This is a genomic window from Salicibibacter cibarius, from assembly GCF_016495725.1.
GTDB lineage: Bacteria > Bacillota > Bacilli > Bacillales > Marinococcaceae > Salicibibacter > Salicibibacter cibarius.
Genome location: NZ_CP054705.1, coordinates 2,027,984 through 2,053,188, shown reverse-complemented (window position 1 = coordinate 2,053,188; position 25,205 = coordinate 2,027,984). Strand labels below are relative to the sequence as shown.

At 46.8% G+C, this 25,205-nt stretch carries 22 protein-coding genes and 2 pseudogenes; 6 read left to right on the top strand and 18 right to left on the bottom strand.

Translation table 11 applies throughout. The features are described 5' to 3' along the window. Nucleotides 1-4: 4 nt before the first annotated feature. The 4 genes from HUG15_RS10790 to HUG15_RS10775 form a co-directional block, all read right to left on the bottom strand. Entirely contained in the window at nucleotides 5-997 is a 993-nt protein-coding gene (locus tag HUG15_RS10790) for a YpdA family putative bacillithiol disulfide reductase (RefSeq protein WP_200128618.1), read from the bottom strand. 286 nt (nucleotides 998-1,283) lie between these two features. Next, entirely contained in the window at nucleotides 1,284-2,546 is a 1,263-nt protein-coding gene (locus tag HUG15_RS10785; RefSeq protein ID WP_200128617.1) for a Glu/Leu/Phe/Val family dehydrogenase, read from the bottom strand. Between the two features lie 79 nt (nucleotides 2,547-2,625). Next, complete coding sequence (locus HUG15_RS10780; protein ID WP_200128616.1) at nucleotides 2,626-3,237, bottom strand: adaptor protein MecA; 612 nt, start codon at nucleotides 3,235-3,237, stop codon at nucleotides 2,626-2,628. A 284-nt stretch (nucleotides 3,238-3,521) separates the two neighbouring features. After that, the gene (locus tag HUG15_RS10775; protein ID WP_200128615.1) at nucleotides 3,522-4,208 is read right to left on the bottom strand and encodes an SIR2 family NAD-dependent protein deacylase; all 687 of its coding nucleotides are present in this window, start codon (nucleotides 4,206-4,208) and stop codon (nucleotides 3,522-3,524) included. Between the two features lie 203 nt (nucleotides 4,209-4,411). Here HUG15_RS10775 and HUG15_RS10770 point away from each other — a divergent pair. Together HUG15_RS10770 and HUG15_RS10765 are read left to right on the top strand one after the other, a co-directional pair. Continuing rightward, nucleotides 4,412-5,441, top strand: a pseudogene (locus HUG15_RS10770) (RNA-guided endonuclease TnpB family protein). A 137-nt stretch (nucleotides 5,442-5,578) separates the two neighbouring features. Further along, nucleotides 5,579-5,788, top strand: coding sequence for a hypothetical protein (locus HUG15_RS10765; RefSeq protein ID WP_211202374.1), 210 nt, complete (start codon nucleotides 5,579-5,581; stop codon nucleotides 5,786-5,788). 150 nt (nucleotides 5,789-5,938) lie between these two features. Here HUG15_RS10765 and HUG15_RS10760 read toward each other — a convergent pair whose 3' ends face one another. Continuing rightward, nucleotides 5,939-6,370, bottom strand: coding sequence for a DUF2663 family protein (locus tag HUG15_RS10760; protein ID WP_200128613.1), 432 nt, complete (start codon nucleotides 6,368-6,370; stop codon nucleotides 5,939-5,941). Nucleotides 6,371-7,193: 823 nt separating this feature from the next. Between HUG15_RS10760 and HUG15_RS23030 the strand changes: the two genes are divergently transcribed. Further along, complete coding sequence (locus tag HUG15_RS23030) at nucleotides 7,194-7,469, top strand: hypothetical protein (RefSeq protein ID WP_246516591.1); 276 nt, start codon at nucleotides 7,194-7,196, stop codon at nucleotides 7,467-7,469. 79 nt (nucleotides 7,470-7,548) lie between these two features. Here HUG15_RS23030 and HUG15_RS10750 read toward each other — a convergent pair whose 3' ends face one another. Further along, nucleotides 7,549-7,794: a hypothetical protein gene (locus tag HUG15_RS10750; RefSeq protein ID WP_200128612.1), complete on the bottom strand. Its 246-nt coding sequence runs from the start codon at nucleotides 7,792-7,794 to the stop codon at nucleotides 7,549-7,551. Between the two features lie 168 nt (nucleotides 7,795-7,962). Here HUG15_RS10750 and HUG15_RS10745 point away from each other — a divergent pair, with 168 nt between their 5' ends. Both HUG15_RS10745 and serA read left to right on the top strand, forming a co-directional pair. Further along, entirely contained in the window at nucleotides 7,963-8,229 is a 267-nt protein-coding gene (locus HUG15_RS10745) for a ferredoxin (protein ID WP_200128611.1), read from the top strand. A 139-nt stretch (nucleotides 8,230-8,368) separates the two neighbouring features. Then, nucleotides 8,369-9,916: a phosphoglycerate dehydrogenase gene (serA, locus tag HUG15_RS10740; RefSeq protein WP_246516637.1), complete on the top strand. Its 1,548-nt coding sequence runs from the start codon at nucleotides 8,369-8,371 to the stop codon at nucleotides 9,914-9,916. A 49-nt stretch (nucleotides 9,917-9,965) separates the two neighbouring features. Here the strand turns inward: serA and HUG15_RS10735 are convergent, their stop codons facing one another. The 9 genes and pseudogenes from HUG15_RS10735 to HUG15_RS10695 form a co-directional block, all read right to left on the bottom strand. Continuing rightward, nucleotides 9,966-10,142, bottom strand: a complete 177-nt coding sequence (locus HUG15_RS10735; protein WP_200128609.1) for a hypothetical protein — start codon at nucleotides 10,140-10,142, stop codon at nucleotides 9,966-9,968. Nucleotides 10,143-10,424: 282 nt separating this feature from the next. Next, nucleotides 10,425-11,720, bottom strand: coding sequence for an ABC transporter ATP-binding protein (locus HUG15_RS10730; protein ID WP_200128608.1), 1,296 nt, complete (start codon nucleotides 11,718-11,720; stop codon nucleotides 10,425-10,427). Nucleotides 11,721-11,722: 2 nt separating this feature from the next. Continuing rightward, nucleotides 11,723-12,736 carry a FecCD family ABC transporter permease gene (locus HUG15_RS10725; RefSeq protein WP_246516590.1) on the bottom strand — a complete coding sequence of 338 codons (1,014 nt, stop codon included), beginning with the start codon at nucleotides 12,734-12,736 and terminating at the stop codon, nucleotides 11,723-11,725. Nucleotides 12,737-12,755: 19 nt separating this feature from the next. Then, nucleotides 12,756-13,706 (bottom strand): ABC transporter substrate-binding protein, encoded by a 951-nt coding sequence (locus HUG15_RS10720; protein ID WP_200128606.1) that lies wholly within the window; start codon nucleotides 13,704-13,706, stop codon nucleotides 12,756-12,758. Nucleotides 13,707-13,718: 12 nt separating this feature from the next. Beyond that, a pseudogene (locus tag HUG15_RS10715) lies at nucleotides 13,719-15,490 on the bottom strand (ATP-binding protein). After that, entirely contained in the window at nucleotides 15,487-16,212 is a 726-nt protein-coding gene (locus HUG15_RS10710; protein WP_200128605.1) for a response regulator transcription factor, read from the bottom strand. The pseudogene HUG15_RS10715 and the gene HUG15_RS10710 overlap by 4 nt, the downstream one beginning before the upstream one ends. 68 nt (nucleotides 16,213-16,280) lie before the next feature. After that, nucleotides 16,281-17,474: a c-type cytochrome biogenesis protein CcsB gene (gene ccsB, locus HUG15_RS10705; protein WP_200128604.1), complete on the bottom strand. Its 1,194-nt coding sequence runs from the start codon at nucleotides 17,472-17,474 to the stop codon at nucleotides 16,281-16,283. 49 nt (nucleotides 17,475-17,523) lie between these two features. Further along, on the bottom strand, nucleotides 17,524-19,161 hold the full coding sequence (resB, locus tag HUG15_RS10700) for a cytochrome c biogenesis protein ResB (RefSeq protein ID WP_200128603.1): 1,638 nt from the start codon (nucleotides 19,159-19,161) through the stop codon (nucleotides 17,524-17,526). Nucleotides 19,162-19,265: 104 nt separating this feature from the next. Continuing rightward, nucleotides 19,266-19,985, bottom strand: a complete 720-nt coding sequence (locus tag HUG15_RS10695; RefSeq protein WP_200128602.1) for a pseudouridine synthase — start codon at nucleotides 19,983-19,985, stop codon at nucleotides 19,266-19,268. Nucleotides 19,986-20,603: 618 nt separating this feature from the next. On the opposite strand from HUG15_RS10695, the gene HUG15_RS10690 reads away from it, so the two are divergent. Continuing rightward, entirely contained in the window at nucleotides 20,604-21,788 is a 1,185-nt protein-coding gene (locus HUG15_RS10690; protein WP_200123767.1) for an IS256 family transposase, read from the top strand. Between the two features lie 941 nt (nucleotides 21,789-22,729). Here HUG15_RS10690 and HUG15_RS10685 read toward each other — a convergent pair. Genes HUG15_RS10685 through HUG15_RS10675 form a run of 3 tightly spaced genes read right to left on the bottom strand, consistent with a single transcriptional unit; the run spans nucleotide 22,730 to nucleotide 24,973 of the window. Next, nucleotides 22,730-23,266, bottom strand: coding sequence for a spore maturation protein (locus tag HUG15_RS10685; RefSeq protein WP_200128601.1), 537 nt, complete (start codon nucleotides 23,264-23,266; stop codon nucleotides 22,730-22,732). Then, complete coding sequence (locus HUG15_RS10680) at nucleotides 23,267-23,863, bottom strand: nucleoside recognition domain-containing protein (RefSeq protein WP_200128600.1); 597 nt, start codon at nucleotides 23,861-23,863, stop codon at nucleotides 23,267-23,269. Nucleotides 23,864-23,869: 6 nt separating this feature from the next. Then, entirely contained in the window at nucleotides 23,870-24,973 is a 1,104-nt protein-coding gene (locus tag HUG15_RS10675) for a D-alanyl-D-alanine carboxypeptidase family protein (RefSeq protein ID WP_200128599.1), read from the bottom strand. Nucleotides 24,974-25,205 lie beyond the last annotated feature (232 nt).

Here is a 25,205-nt window from a genome sequence, read left to right as displayed (position 1 = left end):
CCCCTTACGTCCGCTTTACATTTTCGGCGTTTGCAATTGCCGCCGCAATCCGATAACCGTGAAATCTTCCCGTTTCAATAAAAATCTCATTCGCATTATTGCCGGCTGCCAACACACCGGCGACAAAAAGACCAGGGACATCTGTTTCGAAGCTTTCCGGTTCATAAACGGGTCTTCCCGTATCTCTGTCAATTCCCACACCGGCAGCTGTTAAAAACGGATGATCAGGGTGATAACCGATCATCGCGAACACGAAATCGGCATCCAGTTCATTTTCCCAGCCATCTTTTTCAAAATAAACGCTCGTCTCGGTTATCCGGGTAATCGTTGCACCGAATACCATCCGTATGCTTTCTTTTCGGACAAGCCCTTCGAATTCAGGCAAAATCCACGGCTTAATGCTTGATGAATATGTCTCTCCCCGATATAGAACGGTGACGTTTGCACCTGCTTTTTCCAGCTCCAATGTAGCATCAACCGCTGAATTTTTCCCTCCGATCACGACAACATTTTGTCCATGGAAAGGGTGGGATTCTTTAAAATAATGATACACATGGGGGAGGTTCTCCCCTTCACAGCCAAGTTCATTCGGATGATCATAATAGCCTGTCGCCATAATAACATAGTCGGCTTGATAGGCTTTATTTTCCCCTTTAGCTGTTGTTTCCGCCACAAACGTCCCGTCCTCCGTTTTGCGAACATTTTCTACGGTTTCATACGTGTGGATACGCAATTGTTTTCGTTCGACGACTTCTCGGTAGTAAGCGAGTGCCTCGCTCCGCCTAGGTTTACGGTCTACCGTAATAAAAGGAACATCCCCGATTTCCAGTTTATTGGCAGTGCTGAAAAAGGTTTGATGCGTCGGATAGTGATAAATGGCGGAAACGATATTTCCTTTTTCAATGATAAGGGGATCATATCCTTTTTCCTTGCAAGCGATCGCGGCCGCCAGTCCACATGGACCGGCGCCAATGATTAGAATTTTCTCTTGTATCAACTGCTATTCCTCCAACTTTAACGCTTTCCAAAACCGGGTGGACCTATACATCCAGACATCGGAAGCCGGAAATCGGATGAAAGTCAATTTCATAGAAACTCTATATACTTTTTCGATATCATGCATCCGACCTCTGGCTTCTGATTTCTGTTATCCGGGTACCGACCCCTGGCACACCCGATTGCGACGCACAGAATGTGCTAGTGTCGGCGTTGTCACAGGACATGACGGTTTTAGCCGACCTCCTTATCAGAGGGAAAAACCGCCCCCTAATGGAAGTTTCACTTTATACCCATCCGCGCAAACAGCTTGCGACCGCCAATTTTTGAATGCCGATCATTTGGGCAGCTTCATGCATATTCACATCATGGTTGTAAGATGCATCAACAATGAATGTCAATGCCCGTTCCAACATCTCTTCCAATTTGTTATGCACTTCTTCTGTCCAAATGTTTTTTTGGACGCCTTCCAAATAAGAGACGGCAGTGTTGGCGGCACCCGTCAAGAGGACAGGGATCACGCATGTCCCACGTTGATGCAAACGCTCACTTGCTTCTCCCGTTATCTTTCCCTTACCGGCTTCGATAAAAATACTTGCTTTTATTGCTTCAACGTCTTGGGTCGTTAGCTTCTTTTGATCTCCGGAAGAATCAACGATCAGATCGCAATCCTTAGCGAGCAGCTCATGTTTGGAAATCGATTTTTTAAAAACGTTCGTTACCATGCCAAAGCTATCGCGGCGATCCATTAAGTCACCCACATCAAGCCCCTCAGGATCGTAAAGCGCGCCGTGGCCGTCGGAGATGCCGACGATCGTTACTCCGGCATCGTTCAATGTATTAGCAACATAAGTCCCGACATTTCCGAACCCTTGAATAATGGCGCAGGTCTTTTCCAACGGAAGCTTCTTTCGCTTGGCCGCTGACTTGGCTATGATCGAGATGCCCTTCCCAACAGCCGCTTCCCGCCCGAGTGACCCGTCCAAAATCAACGGATTTCCGCTAATAAACCCGGGGGAGTGATCCGTTTTTAACCGGCTGCATTCATCGAGTATCCACGCCATGATTTGTGTATTGGTTACGCCATCGGGAGCAATGACATCTTTTGTCGGGTCGATAAAAGAGACAATGGCCCGAATGTACCCGCGGCTCAATGCTTCAAGTTCACGAAAGGATAATTCCATTGGATTGCAAACGATTGCGCCACTCGCGCCTCCATATGGAATATCGATGACTCCCGCTTGCAGCGACGTCCAAATCGCCTGTGCCTGAACATCTTTTTCCGTCACTTCGGGATGAAGCCGCACCCCTCCGATCCCCGGCCCAATCGCATCATTATGTTGGACACGGAAACCGGTGAAGATCTTGGTCTCACCGCTATCCAGTTTTATGGGAATCCGAACGGCGAGCGTCCGGAGCGGTTCTTTAAGCAACGCATGAACTTGAGGTCCATACCCCCACTTTTTTAGAGATGAGGCCATAAGCGCTTGTATGATTGTTAAACGGTGGCTTTTTTCTTTGTCGGAATCAAGCTCCGATTCTCCACCCATCAGGGTCACCTCCGCGCGGTTCATGGGATTGGGGGCGATTGGCCCCATTTCCAATTTGTAATGTTCCCTCTCAACTATATTAAAAATCGGCTTCGTTTTCCACAGATTCGGCTCCGAAACCAAAGGCGCGTGCCAATACAGCTACCGCCTCTTTTTCAATAAGCAATGATCCGTGTTCTGTCACGACAACGGGCGAATGGGGACAAGCTTCTCCAAACTCGGAAATGAGGGCGACGAAACGATCATACCCTAAAAAATAGCGTGTGCTCACCGGAAAGCAAAGATAATAGTGCCCTTCCATAGACATGAGCGAACCGCTTTTAACGCCGATTCGGGTTAATAAAGCAACGAGTTGCAATACCGCTTCGAAATCATGGAATTTATAAAATAAATCTTGCCGTTCATCTACGGTGATGTCCATTTCAATCATGTCATCATCTTCATGTTCGTTTTCCGTTTTGGAAATATGAATGACCATGCCTTGCGCCGGCAAAGCAAACACTTCAACGGACAGCGTTCCGTCGGCCTTAAAACCGAGTGAAGCGTCAGCCTCCATCACGAGATCACGAAATAGTTGATGGACGCGAGGACGATCCATCCATAAATCATCTTTCGTTAACCCGCGTTCTTTTAAATCATCAAAGGTTAGAAACACTTTTATTTTATTAGCGGCGATCCGTTCCAGGCGCATAACCGCCCCTCCTTTTGGACCCAGCCTTTCCCGGCCTTTTCTATACGTTATTCAACAGGTCTTATTCTCGTTCTTTAAAAGCGTAAGTCACTTGCCCTTTTCGGTTAAAGCACCATTCATTTACATATGTATCTCGGAGACCTCAAAATCCGGAAATCTCTCCGGATATCAGATCACGTGCACCGGAAGAAGCCCTTCACTTCCTCGACATACCTTATCTGACAACTAGCTTCTGATTTCTGTTGTCTGGATTCCGACCTCTGGCTTCTGTAATCTGATCTCCGCTACATTTGCCACTCTTTGGATAAACTTTGCAACCCTTCCCCTGCTTTTGCCTGGATCGTTCGTGTAAACGGGACGGGCGTGTCGATTTCTTCGTTGATGTAAATGCTTTCGCCCGGTGCCAGCTCCGGCAATTGATTGACGGGAGCTACTTGCAGGCTTGTCCCGACAACGAGCAGTACATCGGATTCCCTTATGTACCGGGCCGCATATTCCCAAGCTTGCATCGGCAACTGCTCTCCGAATAATACAATGTTCGGACGGAGTTTCCCCCCACAACGATGGCAATGTTTTTTCGCGATAAAATCTTCCTGTTTTGCAGCCTTCCCGCAATCGTGGCAACTAAATTCTCTCAGATTTCCGTGCAGCTCGGCAACGTTTTCGCTACCGCTCTTTTGATGTAAGCGATCGACATTTTGGGTAGCAATAACAGAGACGATTCCTTTCTTTTGCCATTCCGTAATGATGGCATGCCCGCTGTGCGGTTCGATGAACTGCAGGCTTTCCAGGCGGTTGCCGTAAAAAGCATGAAAATGATCGTAACGATCTTCAAGGGCTTGAACAGTCGCTGTTTGCATCGGATCATGCTTGGCCCACAAGCCTGTTTGCGAGCGGAAATCAGGCACGCCGCTTTCCGTAGACATTCCTGCACCGGTTAAAATGGCTAATCGTTTCGGATGTCTGTCCATTTCAAAATCCCTCCGTTTTCGCCAAATTGCCATGAAATTCAATGGTAAGCTTGTTTCGTTTTATTTATAATAAGATCAGCAGAACACTTATGGCCTCAGTCATGTGATGACTACTGATCGGTTTTTAAATTTAGGTTCCCGAACACCTTTGAAGTGGTATAATAGTATTAAGAATATAATCATCAAGGAGGTGCATAATCCCAATGACAAACGCAGGCATAAATGTAAAGTACAAAGGTTATCAATATCGCCTTTACCCAACGGAAGACCAAGAAACATTCATGAACAAAACCATTGGGTGCAGCCGTTATGTATTTAACCATTTTCGTGCCTTGTGGGAATCTGAGTACAAGGTCTCGGGGAAAGGTCTGAGTTATAATTTTTGTGCAAATTTACTTCCTGCACTAAAGGAAGAATTTCCTCGGTTATAGGAAGTGGATGCCACATCTTTACAAAAATATACGAGTGCAATTCAAGGCAAGTACCAAGTTCCTGTCAATATGATTGAAGGTTGAAGGTCGCATTATCTCGGCTACAATTACTCGCAAACCTTCAGGCAAGCACTTCGTATCCCTAAAGGCAGAGCAGCATATTGAAGCAAAAGAGAAAACAAATTCTGCTGTTGGCATTGACCTTGGGATTACCGATTTCGCCATCCTGTCAACAGGGCGTAAAGTAGATAACAACCGATTTACCCAAACAATGGAAAAGAAACTCACCCGAGAGCAGCGAAAGCTGTCTCGCCTGGGATTAGAAGCTAAGAAAAGAGGTGTTCCTCTCGACCAAGCTAAGAACTATCAAAAACAAAAGATCAAAGTTGCTCATTTGCATGAGCAAGTGACCAATCAGCGTCTAGGCTTTTTACACAAATTCTCGACAGATATCATCAAAAACCACGATGTCATTTGTATTGAGGATTTGAATACAAAAGGAATGCTGAGAAACAGAAAACTGTCCAAGGCTGTAAGTGACGTATCTTGGTCAGCACTTGTGCGGCAACTCAAGTATAAAGCAGATTGGTACGGAAAAACAGTAATAGAAGTTGATCGATTTTTTCATTCATCTCAAATCTGTTCCAATTGCGGTCATCGTGATGGGAAGAAACTCCTGCACATTCGCCAGTGGACGTGTCCGATATGTGTGGCCTTCCACGACCGTGACCTCAATGCGGCACAAAATATTTTGATCGAAGGTTTGAAGCAAACAACCGTGGGAACCACGGGGTTAGCCTAATAAAATAACCGAACCCTCTTCAAGCTGGGAATCCAGTGAGTAAGGTTAGTGTTCTTAGGACTCAAGAAGCTCGTTCCTTTAGTGACGAGAGGTTCAAAATAATAGTATACATGGCTAAATAGTCAATGAGGTGGAATATGGATTATATCATTTTTATTTTAGGTGCTGCCTGTTTCGGAGCCGGCTTTTTTTTGCTGCTCATTTTTCTTTATTTGAAAAAAAAGCTTGTTCTTCCCTTTGTTTTTATGGGCCTCGGCGTCATTCTCTGTTTTATCGGTCTCGTGATTGCCGATCCTTTAACCCACGAGGTTTCCCGCCCATACTTGAACGGGCTCCGGGACCGGTAGAAAAAAAGAATGGATGACTCCGCACAAGCGGCTCTCATCCATTCTTTCCTTCTTGGTAGAAAGTATAAATCAACTTTCTTACCTACATAAGTTGGGCTAAGGCTTTCGCCGTAAAAGCTTGGCGAAAAGCCAGGTTTTCTAACGTCACACTTATCGATGGTACAAATTTACATCATGTTCCCTCTCCAACCATTCGAACAATGCATAGCTATATTCTCGCAATTGTTCCGTATTCCAAATTTCCTCGTATCGTTCTACGACTTCATTTCTTAGCTCGGTGTATTCTTCTTCCGCCTTGTCGCTTTTTTTCTTTTCGATGATGAGAAAGGCCGAAGCCCCGGCGCATATGGCCACGAGCACGAATCCATAAGCGGAAAGAAAAAATTGCATAATTGAAGCCCCGACATTTGATTCAACCATGGAAAACAATAAAACCAACAGGAGAGCAAACATTGCCGTGGTGATCCAACCGGCGACGGTGACTAATCGTTCCCGCTTTTTTTCTTCTTGTTTTCTTTCAATAAGTTCGCGAATCAGGCGTTCCCCAATCGGTGTCATATACGCTTCCTTGTAACCGGCCATACATACACCTCCGTTGGAGAGATATATGCCCGAACCTTTGCCGACATTCCTGACGTTTTGAACGAAAAAATTAGCGCCGCATTCCCCTTCAAAATAATCTCCGATTTAGTAGGGTTAGGCGTTAAGGTCTTATTCACCTTGTTCTTAAAATCATTTCGGATAAGGATGTCAATTATGTATAGAATTAGACTTTGCATTAAGGATAACGTATAATAAGACCAAACAAATGTTGCTGTAAAAATATATCATTCTAATGAAGCTTTCGGAGGGGGTTGATGATGAAAATGGCAAAAACGTTGTCTCATAAGATTACAAACCATTCGCGCATTTTCGATGATATGACAACAAAATCTATCGTTCCTGCGGTGGAATGGCTCATACATACAATAATATCAAACCCCTCTCCAAAGTACCGGGAATTTAACGTTCGTTTTTATAAGTTCCTTCGTATTTCCGAAGAGAAGGCAATCGCTCTTTCTGAAGGGAGAAATTTTAAAAAGAGCCCTCCGAGGTTACAATTAAAACACAAGGAGTTTCCGGTGTTTTATCGAGGAAATATGTTTGAGAGAGCATCAGAGACGACGGCCCAAATCAAAATCTTCCATAAGAGGTATGGATAGATATCGAATTCAACGAACAAGACTTATACAAACGCGGAGTTTGGGATTGGAAAGAAAGCAACCCCAAACTTGTGAAGGTTGGGAAGAAATATTTCCTTAACTTTAGTTACCAATCGAAAGTAAAATTAAATAAAACCAAAATCAGCGACCAAAAAGTATGTGCGGTAGACCTTGGTATCAATAACTCTGCGGTTTGTTCAGTCATGGATAAATCGGCCTTCGATGGTTCCGGAGACGTGGAGCGAAATTGGAAAAAAGACCTCGCCACATTCTCAACCGGAAAGAGGTATCATGCTGATTTATCCGCCTCTTATAATATCGGTGCGCGATATTTCGTCCGGGGCATCCAAAAATCCATTTCTGAAAAGCGATGGTTGTCTCTTCAGGCAAAAGTCCCTGGTTTGGCAAAAGGGACATATACGACTTTGTCTTCATTAATTAGCCTTACAAAAGCATTAGAGTCGCCGAAGGCGTCTTAACCGCTTTTATTTGAGCTGTATTTAAGATAAGGGATGCTCCATCAAAACCTTCAGTTTAGCTGGAGAGGTTCACCAACCTCTATGAAAACAATGCCATCCACAAAACAACGATGACGAGTACGAGGAATAAGGACAGGAGTACCCGGGCAATCATTGGGCTTTTTTGATAATCTTTCTTTAACGTGGCACGGTTTTCTTCGTTTGTTTCGGTATCATCTTCATGTTTTTTTTGTTTCTTCCGCGTGCCATGTTTATCCAATCTTGACGGCAGGGGCGCAGCTGACTCGTCCCCGCTTTCATCTCGATTCTGTTTTTCTGTCATCATGCAACACTCACTCCTGGTATTCTATAATTGTACATTAACCGAACAATTCAACTTTGACAACAGGAAACGACAATCTTCTTTTCATGATTCATTTGCGGTTGCAATAAATGTTTTCAAGTCATACAATAATTAAAGAGTATTCTTGGACGTAAGCGGAGGCATATAGGCATGGAGATGTATACAATCGTGGATAAAAATACATGTATTGCTTGTGGCGCCTGCGGTGTGTCCGCTCCCGATTTATTTGATTATGATGAAGAAGGGCTGGCAGAAGGAATTCTTGATTGTAATCAGGGGACATGCAACGTCCCCGCCCCGCTTCAAGAAGATTTGCAAGACGCTTTTGAGGAATGCCCCTCGGATTCAATTAAAGTCGCAGAGGAAGCCTTTCACGGTGATCCCAAAACGTTCGAAAAAGACAAAACAACGAATTGATGGGAAACCGCCCCCGCGACCGGGGGATTTTTACATACGCTGGGCTTTGATACGTCAGAGCGCTAAAAAAAAGGAGTTGGAGAAATTGATTGTACAAGCTGATGTAGGGACGAGTTACGCTGTTCTCGTTGCCGACACAATGAGTGAAGACGGTTTACTGCCATTGATGCAAAACGAAAAAATCGAAGTTGTGCAAGGAAAGCCCGATGAGATCGATGATTTATCCCGCTTTTCCGCCTTACTCGTCCGAAGTGCCACGCAAGTGGATGCTGCGTTGCTTGAACAAATGCCTGAGCTAAAGATCGTGGCCAGAGCCGGGGTCGGGATCGATAATATCGATCTCCACGCAGCCACAAAACACGGGGTCATTGTCATTAATGCTCCGGATGGGAATACGATCTCAACGACCGAGCATACCTTCGCGATGATGATGGCTCTGTTTCGGAATATCCCACAAGCCTATACATCGTTAAAAAACCATGAATGGAACCGAAAAGCTTTTCAAGGAACGGAGCTTCGCGGCAAAACCTTAGGAATCGTCGGGTTGGGACGCATCGGCACTGAACTCGCCAAGCGCGCCGCCGCATTCCAAATGAACACCGTCGTTTTTGATCCATTTTTAACCGCGGAACGCGCGCAAAAAATTGGCGTTAAACTTCTGGAACTGGAAGAACTTTTACAAACCGCAGACGTCATTACCGTCCACACGCCACTCACAAAAGAAACACAAGACCTTCTCGGAAAAGAGAACCTTGCAAAAACAAAGCCCGGTGTCTTCATATTGAATTGCGCACGCGGGGGAATCATTAATGAAGCTGCTTTAAAGGAAGCACTGGATAGCGGCCACGTTGCCGGCGCCGCACTCGATGTTTTCGAACATGAACCTGCGGACAATTACGGACTGATTGACATGCCGCAAGTAGTCGCCACCCCGCATATTGCCGCGTCTACAGTGGAAGCGCAAGAAAGCGTAGCCGTTCAGGTCGCCGAGGAAGTGCTGCAAGTGTTAAACGGCGCACCTGCGGCTCATTCCATTAATTTACCGGCGATATCGGAAGAACTATATGAGAAAATACGTCCGTATTACGAATTGACGAATACAATGGGTCATTTTGTCAGTCAATGCGTCAAAACAGCGGTCCAACACATTGATGTTTCCTTTAGCGGCGATATCGCCCGTGAGGAGACATCAGTGCTCACCCGTAGCTTCATGGCCGGATTTTTGTCGCCACGCATCGATGCTCCGGTAAACGTCGTCAATGCCGGTGTGATTGCAGAAGAACGGGGCATCACTTATAGGCAAGCCCATACGTCCGAATCTTATGGGTATGCGAACCTTGTCGAGGCCCATGTAAGCGGAAATAGCGGCGATTTCATCGTACAAGGGACGTATATCGATGCCTACGGTCCCCGCATCACAAAAATTAACGAGTTTAACGTAGAATTGATTCCAACCGGCCATTTAATCTATATCCGCCACAGCGATCAGCCCGGTGTCATTGGCAAAATGGGGCAATTGCTTGGCCGGCACGACGTAAACATCGCAACCATGCAAGTAGGAAGAAAAGAAGAAGGCGGGGAGGCCATCATGATGTTGGCCGTAGACAAAGAAGTTTCCGATTCGGTGATCGATGACCTCATAGCCGTCGAAGAAATCCACGCTGCCGATCCGATTGAGTTCCATTAGAAAAAAAGTTGCCGCCCGTTAGAGGCGGCTTTTTTTGATTTTAATTTTTTCAAAGCCGGTAACCATTGTTCACCATTAGTGACAGCGTATCATTCATAACGGGCCACGGGTCCGTCTCATTGGCTTCCAGACCTGAGATGGCAATGGTTAATCCATTCATGATTAGAAGTAATACGACTGAAAATAAGAAAACGACTGCAATACGTTTCGCATAGTCAAGGATCATTTAGCGCGCACCCTCACCTTCCTTCCCAATCATTCATTTTGAACCTATGCCAGAAAGGTAGCATCTAGAACGGTAACAACTTGGTCTTTTGTCAATCAACGTATGAATATTGGAAGGTGTCGCCGAGTGGGCGACTAATTTTAGGCTTTTCTTCATTTTTTGGCGCGCTATCTCTCACCTCCGTCCACTCCGGATCGCTTTGCCTGATATTTTTGCCCTTACTTACTAAATGCAGCCCTTTAAGCAACTCGCACCCCACAACCACTCGCGATACTGTCTGGGTCACGCCTCGTTTTCCTTAATCTCTTTTAACAGTTTTTGCAATTCGGCACTAACAAATGGATGAACACTTTGCGTGTTCCATTCCGCTCCTTGCGGATGACTGCCAATCGATATGTCGCCCAGTTCCAAGTCCGGGTGTAGAAAAACCGCCAATTGTTTTGTGAGACCGATAAGCAAATCAGCCAAAGCATCATCTCGGCGTTTCGCAAACAAAATAACGAAAACGTCCGCTTTCCGATTCGCATGTAGTGCCGCTCCCACTATGATTCTCTCCCCGTTATCGTCTTCAATGCATTTCAATCGAACTCCAGCTGCCGGCTGCCAATCAAAAGAGCGATCGATTATTAAAGGACCGGAAGCCTTTGGATCAAACGCTTCCCCCGGGATACAGACGTTTAGTTGCTTTTTCCATGTGAATGTTTGCCCGGAAAACACATTAAACGACTCGGGGAATTCGATAACGACTGCATTTTCCTCGACCCAAACTCGAGGGTTTCTGCCGGGCTGTTTTTCCGTCAGAATCCCGGGAGAGTGCAGCAGTTGTCGTTTTGGCATAACCGGGTGTTTGACGGCGCTTACGCGAGCTCCGTATTGTGTTTGAATTCGTTCTTCCGTAAGCACCTGTTCCGGTTCTCCGCAAGCTTTGCGCTCCCCTTCCCCCAAAAGAAGAAGCCGATCACAATAGAGTGCTGCCAAATTGAGATCATGAAAGATGATGCCAACAGCTCCGCCTTTGCCATCAATCCATTTTTTTAATGCATCCAAAAATTTCATTTGATACGCAATATCCAAATGATTCGTCGGCTCATCCAATAAAATCACAGCCGGACGCTGGGCAAGTGCCCGGGCAAGAAAGACACGTTGACGCTCTCCTCCGCTCAACATTTGTAGCGGTTGGTCCCGAAAACGAAAAACATCCATCTCGGCCATCGCCTGTGCAATCGCTTCTTCATCTGCTTCGCTAAAAACGGATAACCACCGTCGTGTGTAGGGGTAACGGCCTAAAGCAACGAATTCTCGTACCGTATAAGAAAAATAAACATAAGCTTGTTGGGTCACGACAGCTAATAAGCGCGCCCGTTCCTTATCTTTGTATGTATGCAACCGCTGCCCACAAAGCCAAACTTCGCCGTCCATTAACGGCAAGGCGCCGGTGCAAAGCTGCAGTAATGTTGATTTCCCGCTCCCATTCGGACCAATGATCCCGAGCATCTCTCCTCCGTCGACCCTAAACGAAATATCTTGAACGACGGCCCGTTGGCCGTAACCGCCCGTGATCTTTTCTGCCCTTAGCACCATTATCCCTCCTGCACACGTTGTTGCCTGATGAGTAAATAAGCAAAGATCGGAGCGCCAACGAGGGCGGTTATGACTCCGATGGGCAACTCCATCGGTGCGAATGCAAGACGGGCGAGAATATCCGCCGCGATCAAAAATCCCCCACCGATGAGCATCGACACCGGCAAAAGATGACGATGATCGGGACCCGTCAATAGTCGTACAAAATGAGGGACGACAAGTCCCACGAAACCGATCGTCCCTGCAACGGAAACCGCCGCGCCCGTTAAAACAGCCGCGCCCGTCAATATCAAAATCCCGCTTCTTTTCACACTAACACCGACATTGCGGGCAAAGTCCAACCCGAACGAAAAAGCATTCAACTCTTTTAGATGGCCCATCAACACCCCTGCACCAACAATGAAAAATGGAATCATTAAATGCACATAACTCCATCCGCGCATGCCGACACTGCCTAGCAACCATTGCACCGCTTGTCTCAATTCTTCACCGGCAAGCGCGATCAATAGCGACAAACATGCGCCAAAGAATGCGCTAATAATAATACCGATTAAAATGATCAGTTCAGCCGATAATGAACGGCGCATCGTCTTCGCAAAAGCCAACAAAAGCAGAAGCGTCATGAGCGCACAACTGATGCTCACCACAGGTAAGGTGAAATGTCCCAAAAACGGAATCGTCAGTTGAAAAAAAATGACGAGGACCGCTCCGAGGGCAGCCCCTGAAGAGACGCCGAGTGTGTACGGGTCGGCCAGGGGGTTGCGCAAAAACCCTTGAAATGCCGCACCCGCGATTGACAAAGCTGCTCCAACGAGAAAGGCAAGGAGCGTTCGCGGCAGCCGAATATCCGTCACAATTTGCGATTCAATTGCGCCAACGGCTGCCGGTTCCGTTCCGAACAAAGAAGCACCCAATATCATGAGCACTTCATTCGGGGTGATGGATTGACTTCCAGCCGATATGCCGAAAACAATCATAATTGCCGGAAAGAGAATTGCCACGACGTACAACATGCGTGAGGCTTGCTTACGATCAGTTTTCCCACTCTTCTTCATAAATGTGTGCGGCAAGTGTGCCGAGCCCTTCCTTCAGTCTCGGACCGGGCCTGGACAAGAGATCGTCATCCAATCTGTAGACAGCCTCGTCCCGGATCGCGGTCACTTCCTGCCAACCCTCTCTTTCCATGATTCTGTCTTCGTCCCCGTAAGTCGTAATGATCACATCCGGATCCAATGCAACCGCATCTTCCTCCGTATATGCAACCCAACCCTCGCTATCCTCAGCAGCATTTCGAGCGCCAACGGCCATCAACATATCATCCATAAACGTATCGCTCCCCGTCGTATACAGATCCGGGTCTTCGGACACTTCGATCCATACCCGCTTTTGCTCTTCTTCAGGGATGTCACCTGTGACTGCTTGGATAGCGTCGATTTCACTTTCGATATCCCGAACAATACCTTCAGCTTCCGCCTCACGATTAATGACTGTGCCCACATCTTCGATGACGCCATATGCCTCGTCCAGTGATCGAGGGTCGGCAACCGTTAATACATCGATCCCCGCGCTCTCCAACTGCTCTAGCCCTTCGCTCGCAGCATCTCCGCTTGAGGCATGATCCAAGACGAGGTCAGGTTCAAGGGCAAGGACACGTTCCACATCGAAACCTAAACCTGACCCAACCGCTTCGATTTCTTCTGCCTCCTCGGGATAATCATCAAAATCCGTCACGCCAACGAGCGCATCGCCTTTATCCAACGCAAAAACGATCTCGGTATTGCTTGGCATTAAGCTGACGATGGACGCCGGTTCTTCTGTTATTTCCACAGCGCTTCCGTCGGCATCTTCAACCTCTATCGGGTAATGACTGCTATCGGATGCCACCGGTTCATCCTTTGTCTGACGGTTTTCTATTTCTTCATTCCCACAAGCTGTTAGTAACAACAGCAAAAACACAAACATTAGCGAGCGAACGATTGGCATAAACCTCTCCCCTCATCGATACAAAAAGACCGTAAACGTCGAGCCTTTATCGATTTTGCTTTGCACAGATAACTTGCCGCCGTGATTGTCGATGATATTTTTGACGATGGCAAGCCCCAGGCCGGTACCGCCGTTATTTTTGTCTCTTGTCCGTGCCTTATCACCTTTATAGAAACGCTCGAACACAAACGGAATATCTTTTTCCGAAATGCCTGCGCCCGTGTCCGTTACTTCGATCTGTATACCTTCTTCGCGGCTGATGACATTTAACGTCACGCTGCCTTCATGGCTCGTATGCCGAATCGCATTGTGGAGCAAGTTGGTCATCACTTGCTCAATCCGGTCAGCATCTGCATCCACCCAAGGGTCCGCTCCATGCGTCTCGTAATAGAGTTTGACATTCACATCTTCGGCCATCGGTTTGAATTTGCGAAACACTTTCTCGGAAAGGGCAAACAAGTCAACCCGATCCATCAGCATCGTCAATTGCCCGGATTCCATGCGGGCCATATCCAACAATTCATTGACCAACCTCCCCATGCGAAGGGATTCGTCGTAAATGATTTGAGACATCTCTTTTTCTTCTTCGCGGCTTTGGGCGACACCATCGATCATTGCCTCGCTGTACCCTTGTAACATCGCGATGGGTGTGCGCAACTCATGGGATACATTGGCGATAAAGTCTTTCCGTAATTTATCGTTTTGCCGTTCTTCCGTCATATCTCGAATGACAGCCACAACCCCACGGACGAACTTGTCGTGATACAACGGGCTCATCAAAACCCCAAACGTTCTTCCTTGCACATATACTTCCGTTGTTTGTTCTTTTTCAGTATTTACCACCGTCTCGAACAATGCACGTATTTCCTCGGGAATCCATTCCCCGATCGTTTCGCCGTCTTGTTCATAGTGATGGCTTTGTAAAAATTGATCGGCCGGGGATTGCTCACCAGCAAATTGCCATGGCGATTCAACGTAATAACACCGTCGACCATGCTGCTTAATATTCTGGAGAGCTGTTCTTTTTCCCGATTCAACGCTTCAATATTGTTGTTAAGCTGACGACGCATGCGGTTAAAGGCAATAGCCAAAAGGCCGATCTCATCTCTTGTCATCATCGGGACCGGGGTATCAAAGTTCCCTTTTGCAACTTCGAGGGCGGACTGCCGCATCTTACGTAATGGAGCGGTCACTCTTGATGACAGAAAAAAAGCAAAAAACGTCGTCAACGTAAATCCGATGCCCCCCGCCAAAAAAATCAGCCTTCTCGTTTCTTGCGTCGTTTCTTCCATTACACCGAGCGATTGGTATAACACCAAGGAATAATCTGCTCCATCAGTCATTTGAAAAGGAGCCGCCACAACGATAAAATCCGTTTCTTCTTCATTGGCGTCTTCATAAATCAGTTGGGTCGTAACGGCTTCTTCCCCGTCCAGCGCCGACGCTATTTCCTCGATTCCAGCCAGTTGCAACGGCGGGATGGCTACCTCATCCTCGGCACCTTGAAACGAATTCCAATAAGGCATTTCGTTACGGAAAATAATCGCTTGCGTTCCGGAAGTCTCTGTCAGTTGTTGCACCGTGTTCATGTCATCGTGTGTTTCAGCGTCTTCTTCCAGTAGTGTGATGATGAATGAGGTGTGACTCCTTAATTCATCTTCAATTTGATTCAGATGCATGTTCTCGAAAAACTGATCCAACAATACCATTAAAATGATCAGCACTGCCGTTACCAAGAGTAAAATGGTAAGCCAAAGCTTACCAACCACACTTCTCCAAATCATTTTGCGTTGTTCGTGCTGTTCTCAAATTTATAACCAATTCCCCACACGGTCGTAATCATTTCGCCTGCTTCCGTCGAAATATTGTTCAATTTTTCGCGCAAGCGCTTCACATGGGTATCAACCGTACGAAGATCCCCAAAAAACTCATATTCCCATACGTCTTTTAACAGCTGTTCACGGGAAAAAACTTTATCGGGACTACCGGCGAGATAATGCAACAACTCATACTCTTTCGGCGTAAGCAGCACTTCTTCATCGTCTACAGTCACACGATGGGCATCATGATCAATCGTTATATGATCGAAAGCCAGGATATTTTTCGCTTGTGTGTCGGTGTGTAAATAGGCGGTTGTCGACGAGCGGCGCAACAATGCCTTTACGCGCAAAATAACTTCCCTCGGACTGAACGGTTTTACAATGTAGTCATCGGTTCCTTCTTCAAATCCTTGCACGCGTTCGGCTTCCTCGCCTTTTGCCGTTAAAATGGCCACCGGCGTCGCCTTTATTTTCCGAAGTTCTTGCAGCACTTCAATCCCGTCCATACCCGGCATCATTAAATCAAGCAAAATAAGGTCATAATCCGTTTCTTTTGCCATGTCAAGGGCAAGTTCTCCGTTTTCCGCTTCCTCGACTTGATAGTTTTCACGCTCCAAATACATGCGTAGCAATCGGCGAATGCGAGCTTCATCATCGACGACAAGGATTCTTTCGGTTTTTCCCATTGCCAGTGCTCCTTTCCGTTATTGTTAAATGCAGAGAGGCCATCCATCGAAGGCCCCTCCGTAAACTTTTAAGCATACGAATGTAAACCCGCGATGACAAGGTTTACGAAAATCAGGTTGAAGATGATAATCGCGAACCCGATAACCGCCAGCCAAGCGGAAGGTTCTCCGTGCCAATTGCGGTTCAATCGTAAATGGAGATAGGCTGCGTAGAATAGAAACGTGACGAGCGCATATACCTCCTTCGGATCCCAACCCCAAAACCTCGTCCAAGCAATTTGGGCGTAGATCATCGCAAATACGAGTCCCCCGAGCGCAAAAACGGGAAATCCGATCGCGATGGCACGGTAACTGATTTCATCTACCGTTTGCGGTTTGACACTCTTAAATAGCGGCTGCAAAAGTGCGCCGACACGTCTGCGGGTAAGCACACGCAAGAGTGCGTATAGAATCAGACCGGTTCCAAATGCCCATACGACCGTGTTAAGATCTTCGCTTACGATCCAATCCGGCATCTCGATCCACGGTTGCATCCGATCTTCGGTGAGAAGTTCCCCTTCATTCGGACCGAAAATCGGAGGAAGTTCGTAAAGTTTTTCCGACTGCTCGCCATTTTCATCGATATAGGCAAAGTTCGCTTCGTAATCCATTGCCCCAAAGACATTGGAAAGGATGATGAAAGCCAGCGCGCTTATTAACGTATACATAATGAATTCTACGCCAAACGTTCGTTTCGTCATCCCTTTTCGCTTCAAATCAATGGTTCGGAGAAGATAAATTAACCCCGCTCCAAAACTTACCGCGAGAATTCCTTGACCCAATGCCGTGGTGATGACGTGAATCTCCAACCAGTGGGACTGCAAAGAGGGTTGCAGCGGTTGCACTTCCGTTGCAAACACAGATGCATAGGCGATCATAATCATGACGACCGGCATTGTAATCAAGCCGAGCACATTTACTCTGTAGATGCCGTACAGAATCACAAATGCAAGGCTGAGGGTAATGGCAAAAAACGCGGTATACTCAAACATATTGCTGACTGGCGCGTGTCCGGCAACTGCCCAGCGGGTGAAGAAATACCCCAAGGCGCTCGCGACGCCTAAGATCGACGATATATAGCCTAATTTCCCCCAGTTGTTGCCGGTCATCTCTCCTTTTTTATCTCGCCATTTTCTTCCCGTGACAGATACGGTATAGAAAATGGTAGCAGCGAGATACAGGAAGAATGCTGCGCCGAGCAGATTCATGCTCAATTGCTCCATCTTTGTTTACCTCCTAAGTAACGAACCCCGTGTCCGATCGGATTTAAGATTAAATGTTTTCGTCTTTTTCCGCGGTCTGTTCATCGTCTTCATCCGTTTGATCTCGCGGTGTCGTTACTTGTGTCTCTTCCGTTACTGCATGTATATCTTTCTTCAATGATTCCCAATTTTTATTGGTGTGGCCGGCAAGCCAAACTTCACCATCTTTACGCTGTAACCAAATGCGCCGGTGTGGCCAATACGATCCTTGCACGAGCCCGATCATGAAAATCGCGCCGCCGACAATGAGAAACGGCAACGTATTATCTTTTCGCACCGTTAAACCAGTGACGTGATTAGTGTCCAAACCGGCAAATTCGAATACGTAACGATTATCTTCTTGATTCGGACTCACATTGTAATTGGCTTGCACCCCAACGAACGTATGCTCCATATCCCCCGTATCCGAATTTTCCATTTCGAAAATAAACCCGGGATTGTCCGGAACGTCATTTTCCGTTGTCGGGACCCCTTCTTCATTGATATTGAAGTTTGGAAAATAGCTATGAATACGGACATTTTCATTATTTTCAAGCTCGTAATCATCGTCCGGTTCATTCAAATCAACCGTAAACGAACCAACGGTTTCACCCGTCTGTGTATCTTCAACATCAAAGCTCATTTCCCTTAATTCATCTAATTTATAATCAACCTGATAAAGGGAATAATCATCAAAATGAAAGGCATCATTAACTTCGATGGCCTGCCGGTCTATTTCTTCCAGTTCCTGGTCTACCCCCACGGTGCCGCCTTCTTCCGGTTGATACAGCACAGCGTCGGTACGGAATGTATCCTCCAAGGGTGCAGCTTCCTCTTCTGCACCTTCTTCTTGCTCATGGTATTCGACCGTAAACGCTTCGTTTTCCACGTAGTACTCGCCGGATGTGCCGGGAATAACTTCGGTTTGCCCTTCCCGCACCCAAAGATTTTCATCGATATACATGTCCGGGAAAAAGCGTAAAGAGGCTCCGACCAAGAAGACAATCAGCCCAATGTGATTCACATAAGGGCCCCAACGTGCCCAGCGGTTTTTTTCCGCAAGGAGATTTCCGTTTTCGGTTCGGATATTATACCGTTTATCCTTTAATATTTTTTGGGCCTTGTCCATTGTTTCATCCACATTGTCGACATGGCTCGTCCCAAATATTCGTTGCCGCTTCATGAAACCTTTATGACGGGTCACCCGCTGGGATTTCAATGCTTTATATAGCGGAAAGAAACGGTCGATGCTCGCGATAATAATCGAAGTCCCAAGCGCGGCGACAAGCAACATATACCACCAAGAACCATATAGATTATGCAACCCTAAACTGTAATACAGTTGCCCGAGCGCGCCATGTTCTTCTGCATAAAATTGCGCGGCGGTTTCTCCGGGCGGGATAAACATTTCCTGGGGGAAAATCGTCCCGATCGACGAAGCAATCAACGTAATGACGATAATCGCGATCCCGACTTTTACCGATGAAAAAAAGTTCCATATTTTGTCGATGATCGTCTTATTATACGTTTGCGAACGCCGGGCAGCCCCTTCGTAACGCATATTAAGCAATTGATCGGAATCCGTGTCGGAAAGCGGCTTCCCGCATGACCCACATACCTCTGTGCCGTAAGGGTTTATATGTCCACAACTACACTTTATCTCTTGCAAAAAATCACCCCGATACGATACCACCCACTTCTGGTATTCTCTAAACTTATTATAACGATCATCGAGTTTGTTTACTGCCGTCGAAACTTAATTTTTTATGACACTTATGTGACGGCCATTTCCCGTAATTTCGCGACTTCCACCGGTTTTAAAGCACGAAAATCTCCGGGCTCCAAACCGTCCAACGTCAAAAAAGCATACCTTTCTCTTTTCAGTTTTAGAACAGGGTGTCCGACGGTTTCCAACATCCGTTTGATTTGGTGGTTTCTCCCTTCGGAGATGATGAGTTCGACAATGGACGTATCATTTTTTTTATTGCCGGACTTAAAAGAGACTTTCGCAGGGGCAGTTTTTCCGTCTTCCAGTTCAATGCCACGGGAAAGTCTCTTTAATGTGTCTTTTGATGGCTTGCCCTTTACCTTTGCAATGTATGTTTTTTTGATATTGCCCCGGGGGTGCATCATTAAATTTGCAAAATCCCCATCGTTTGTTAACAATAATAAGCCGGATGTATCATAATCCAACCTTCCAATCGGATAGATTCGCGCTTCGGGTTCGTTAATATAATCGGTTACGACGGACCGATTTTTATCATCCTGTACGGCCGAAATGACCTTTTTCGGTTTATACAACAGGTAAAAAACGGGCGCTTCCCGCTCGATCAGAATGCCGTCCACTTCAATCGTCGCTTTCTCGGATACTTTCGTTCCCAATTCCGTTACGGTTTTCCCGTTCACGGCGACGCGCCCGGCGGCGATATAATCCTCTGCTTTGCGACGGGACGTTATACCTGCGCGCGCGATTACTTTCTGCAGTCGCTCCATCTGTTTTCACCTCAGCCCCCATCATACCCTTCCCTGTATCTTTTCTCAAGCGCTTGTTTTTTAACCGTAAGAGCCCGCGATTCTTCCGTGCATACAAAAAGCCTATACCGTCTAAAAACAGACGATACAGGCTAGTACAGCATGGCTGAAATAAAGAATCACACCTGCAAAGGCCACTGAGATGCGGGTTTAATTTAGGTTGCCCCTCATTGCGCAGGGTTCTATCGATCTAAAATCTGGATGATTGTCGAAAACAGATCATGCGATTGACGCGGGGCTAGTGCAGAAAGGCTAAAATAAGTGATCACACCGACGACCGGAAGTCTGGATTGGGACTTCAAACCAGGGTAAACGGTCACTGCCCGAGTCAAGGGATCAATTACTCTCATCCATGACCGAACATCTTCCCTCGAAGCAGGACTCCCGGTTTTCATGAAACGATCATGGCGACCGTAAACAAAGGCCAATCACTTGTTCGGGCACCATGAGGCAGCCATGCCGACCGAATATCTTTGATACAAGGGTATAGTCCATATAATTGTGTAAAAAGAAAAAGGGTCAAGTCGACTCCCGTGTTACAATGTTTTCAGCGAAAAAAACAAACAGGAGGAATCGACAATGACCCAGTTCCATCTTACCCTAAACGCGGATCAATTAAAAGAAGAGCTCATGAATTCAGACATGAGTGCCGTCGCGAAATCCTCGATGGTCCTCGTCCTGAATCAAATCATGGAGCAGGAGCGCGATGATTACTTACAAGCAGCAGCCTATGAACGCAATGGCGCGCGTGTGGACTATCGAAACGGCTATTACGAACGTGATTACACGATGTCTTTTGGGAAAGTCACACTGACCGTTCCACGCACGCGCAACGGCGAATTCTCTCCCTCTGTGTTTGAGAAATATGCACGTTCCGAACAAGCCTTTCTCTTAGCGATGTTGGAGATGGTCGTTAACGGCGTATCCACGCGGAAAGTCACGAAGGCTGTGGAAGAGCTTTGCGGCGAGCGTGTGTCCAAATCTTTCGTGTCCTCGCTCACCGAAAAATTAGACCCGGTCGTCAACGAATGGGCCCAGCGCCCTTTGAACGTGAATGCCTACAGGTATGTCTACGCCGATGCCATGTATATTAAAGTCCGTGAGGATCAAAAGGTCGTCTCCAAAGCCGTTTATATCGCGCTCGGGGTCAATGACCAAAACAAACGGGAAATCATTGGTCTTCAAGTGAATCATGCCGAATCCAAAGAGGGATGGTTTCAATTCTTTCAATCGCTTCAAGCCAGGGGTCTGGCATCGCCACAATTGGTGATTTCCGATGCGCACGAAGGCCTGAAACAGGCCATTCAACAAGCGTTTGTTGGAACCTCGTGGCAACGGTGCACGGTTCATTTTAAGCGAAACTTGTTTGAACACATCCCCAAAAAAGGTTCAGAAGGCTTTCGTTCGCTCGTTAAGGAGCTCTTAAACGGGAGTTCTCCTGCAAGAGCCCGCCAGTTACGCACCGAGATCTTTGATCAATACGAGGGCGTCAAAGGTTATGAAAAAGCGTTAGAGAAACTCGATGAAGGATTTGAAGATGCGATTCAATTTATGAATGAACCCATCGCTTATCATGACCAATTGCGCACGACAAACAATCTCGAAGGGATAAATTCCGAGGTTCGCCGCCGCGAGCAAGTCATTCGGATTTTTCCAAATACCCAATCCGCCTTTCGATTAATTGGAGCGTTGCTCAAGGAACATGAAGAAAGCCTTGATCGTGGTAACCGAACGTTTTTAAAAGGAAAACCAACCGATTTGTAAGCAAATGAAAAGGCAAGAAAGCAAGGGTGATTCAGCAAAATTTTCCTTCTAGGGCGCCCGCGGGCGCCCTAGAAGGAAACACCCCAAGTTCAAAACCTATCTCCCACTCGCTGATTCATTGTGATACTTTTACACATAATTAAGGACTTGACTGATACAAGCCTTTTCGGTCACCATGAAGCGGCTATGACGCCCGAACGCTTTCGATTCAGGCCATTACGGTCATCATAAAGCGGTCATGGCGACCGTAAACGAAAACCGACCGCTTTTCTGGTCGCCATGAGGCGGTCAATTGTCCGGGTTAGGGGCCAGAAACAACTGTTGTTGACGACCGAATGTCTTCCCCATGATCGGGTAATTAAGCCACCTTGCACTAGTGGTCTGGCTCAGAATTCTTTCACCCTTTATTCGCCATGCCCAATCCGGTGATACTAACATCTTTTCCGTGGGAAAGTTCACGTTGTTGTTCCTCTCGGCACAGCTCGACCTTCGTCTGGGGGATTACTTTACGTCTCTTGTTCCTCTCGGCGCAGCTCGACCTTCGTCTGGGGATTACTTCGCTTCTCTTGTTCCTCTCGGCGCAGCTCGACCTTCGTCTGGGGGATTACTTTACGTCTCTTGTTCCTCTCGGCACAGCTCGACCTTCGTCTGGGGGATTACTTTACGTCCCTTGTTCCTCTCGGCGCAGCTCGACCTTCGTCTGGGGGATTACTTCGCTTCTCTTGTTCCTCTCGCAGTAACTCTACCTCTGCTTGAGGGATTACAATCGCGCCGTCGTCCCTCAAAAAGGAGATGTTCACTCTTTGTGAGGACAAGAATCACGCAGCCATCCCTAGTGCAGAACTGCTGAAATAAGTAATCACCTTTGGATGCGGCGCCAATTCATCGCACTTCGCCTAACATTTGTCGCCACCCGTCGGTGCGAGGAAATTTACGCTCGATCACATAGATCCGAAGACGAGTGTAACGAAAAAAATCGCCGCGGCAAGCCCGCATACATCCGCGAGCAATCCGACTTTTAGAGAATCACCGATTTTTTTAATGCCTACGGCGCCGAAATAGACCGTGAGTACGTAAAAAGTTGTATCCGTGCTCCCTTGCATCGTGGATGCTAACCTGCCGATAAATGAATCCGGCCCGTGCACGGCCAATAAATCACTCATTACCCCAAGTGCGCCTGTGCCAGAAAGGGGACGCATCACAGCCAATGGAACGATTTCCGTCGGCACGCCGATCAATGCGAGAACCGGGCGAATGCCTTCGAGCAAAAAATCAAGCGCTCCGGAAGCACGAAAAACGGAGATAGCAACTAGCATGGCAACGAGATAAGGGATGATCGAAATCGCCATTTGAAAACCATCTTTTGCTCCTTCAACAAATGTTTCGTACGCCGGTACCTGCTTGATAACGGCACTTGCGAGTATGACAAATAACAAAAGAGGAATGATATACATGGATATTGTCGTAAATACAGCCATTTATTTTGCCCTCGTCCGTTGCACTCGACGCCAGTGAAAAAAACGATCGATCAATATTGCGCTAATGACGGCGACTGCCGTTGCCGCGATCGTCGTTCCGATAATCTCACCGGGATTTTCGGAATCATACGTCATTCGAATCGCGATTACTGTTGTCGGAATTAATGTCAAACTGGCGGTATTAATCGCGAGAAACGTAATCATGGAACGACTGGCTTCATCTTTTCCCCCGTTTAATTCTTTTAACTGTTCCATCGCTTTTATCCCCATCGGTGTTGCGGCATTGCCAAGCCCAAACATGTTCGCAGTCATATTGGACAGAATATATCCCATTGCCGGGTGATCTTTGGGTACTTCCGGGAACAGGCGCCGGACGAGGGGAGACATCACTTTGGAAAGTAGCGTAAGGAGCCCTCCTTCTTGTGCGATTCTCATCATCCCCAGCCAAAAAACGAGAATGCTGATCAGGCCGAAACAGAGAACGACCGCTTCTTCAGCGCCTTCGAATATCGCTTCATTGACTTCCTCCATATTGCCGGTAAACATTGCAAAAACCAGGCCTGTAACCAGCATCGTCATCCAGATCCAATTAATCATTCCAGATCACTCCATCATCTGTCGGAAACGGTTTTTTAATCGCTCCCAAAAGGAAAGCTCCTCCGTTGAATCTTCAACTTCTCGAAAAATCGGCTGTTCGGAAATGACCTCGTTATTCAATTGAAACTGAAGGTGTCCGGCGAAAGGCAAATGCTCATCGGTTGTCCATTGGATTTTCGGCAAAACGCGAGCGGATTCGTCCTCGCTTAATGGATACGTGACAGATCGACGCACTTCATAAGCTTCGTATCGTTCATCTTGTCCCCTTTCAAGTTCGCCAGCATCGATCAACCGATGCATTTGATACGTGTCGAATCCATATTCAAACATGCGCACATGGTCATCCCAATCCGAGGGTGCATTCAATGTAACGGCTATTAGTTCCATGTCATCTTTTTTTGCAGACGTCACAAGCGTTCGTTTCGCACGATCCGTATAACCGGTCTTGCCCCCGGTTGCGTATTCATATCGCTCGGTCAACAAACGGTTTTTATTCCTCCAGACACGTTCCCAATCTTCATTTTCATTGGGAGCACGATGCACTTTTGTTCCGGAAATAGTATTAAATTCCTCAAATTCCATCGCTTCCTGCATAATCATCGCCATGTCATATGCGCTGGAATAATGGTTTTCATGATCATCCAGTCCGTGCGGATTTGCAAAAACGGTATTTTCCAATCCTAATTCATTCACTTTTTCATTCATTAAGAAAACAAAACCATCCACACTTCCGCCTACATGTTCGGCAATCGCGATCGCGCTGTCATTGCCGGACCGAAGCATCAGCCCAAATAACAAATCCTCCAATTTCACTTCTTCGCCTGCTTGCAAATAGAGCGATGATCCTTCAGTGCCCGCCGCTCGTTCTGAAATCTCCACGGAATCATCCAAGTCCCCTTGTTCAATAGCTACGATTGCGGTCATAATTTTAGTGATACTGGCGATGCGCTTCTCGCTATAAGCATCCTTTTCCCATAAAACTCGTCCGCTTTCAGCTTCGATTAATATTGCTGATTCGGCCGATACGGCAAAAGATTCTTCGGCATAAGCTTGAAGAGGCGTTATAAAAACAAGTAGGCATGCCATAACTATGATCAGCCGGAGTCTCATTACTCACCTCCTCATCCTACTATTTCAGAGCTCGGAAAAACCTTTTACAGCAAACGGAGAATGATCTTCCGATCCCCGGTTCCAATTTCTGATTTCCGGAAACGGCGTTGCCACAGGAAGTGGCGATCTTAACCGGCGTTCCTTAAAACCATCAGAGGAAAGCCACATCTGATGGAAGTTCCACTTTATGAAAATGTATGCGTAAATAGACAAGTTATGTATATGAAGTATG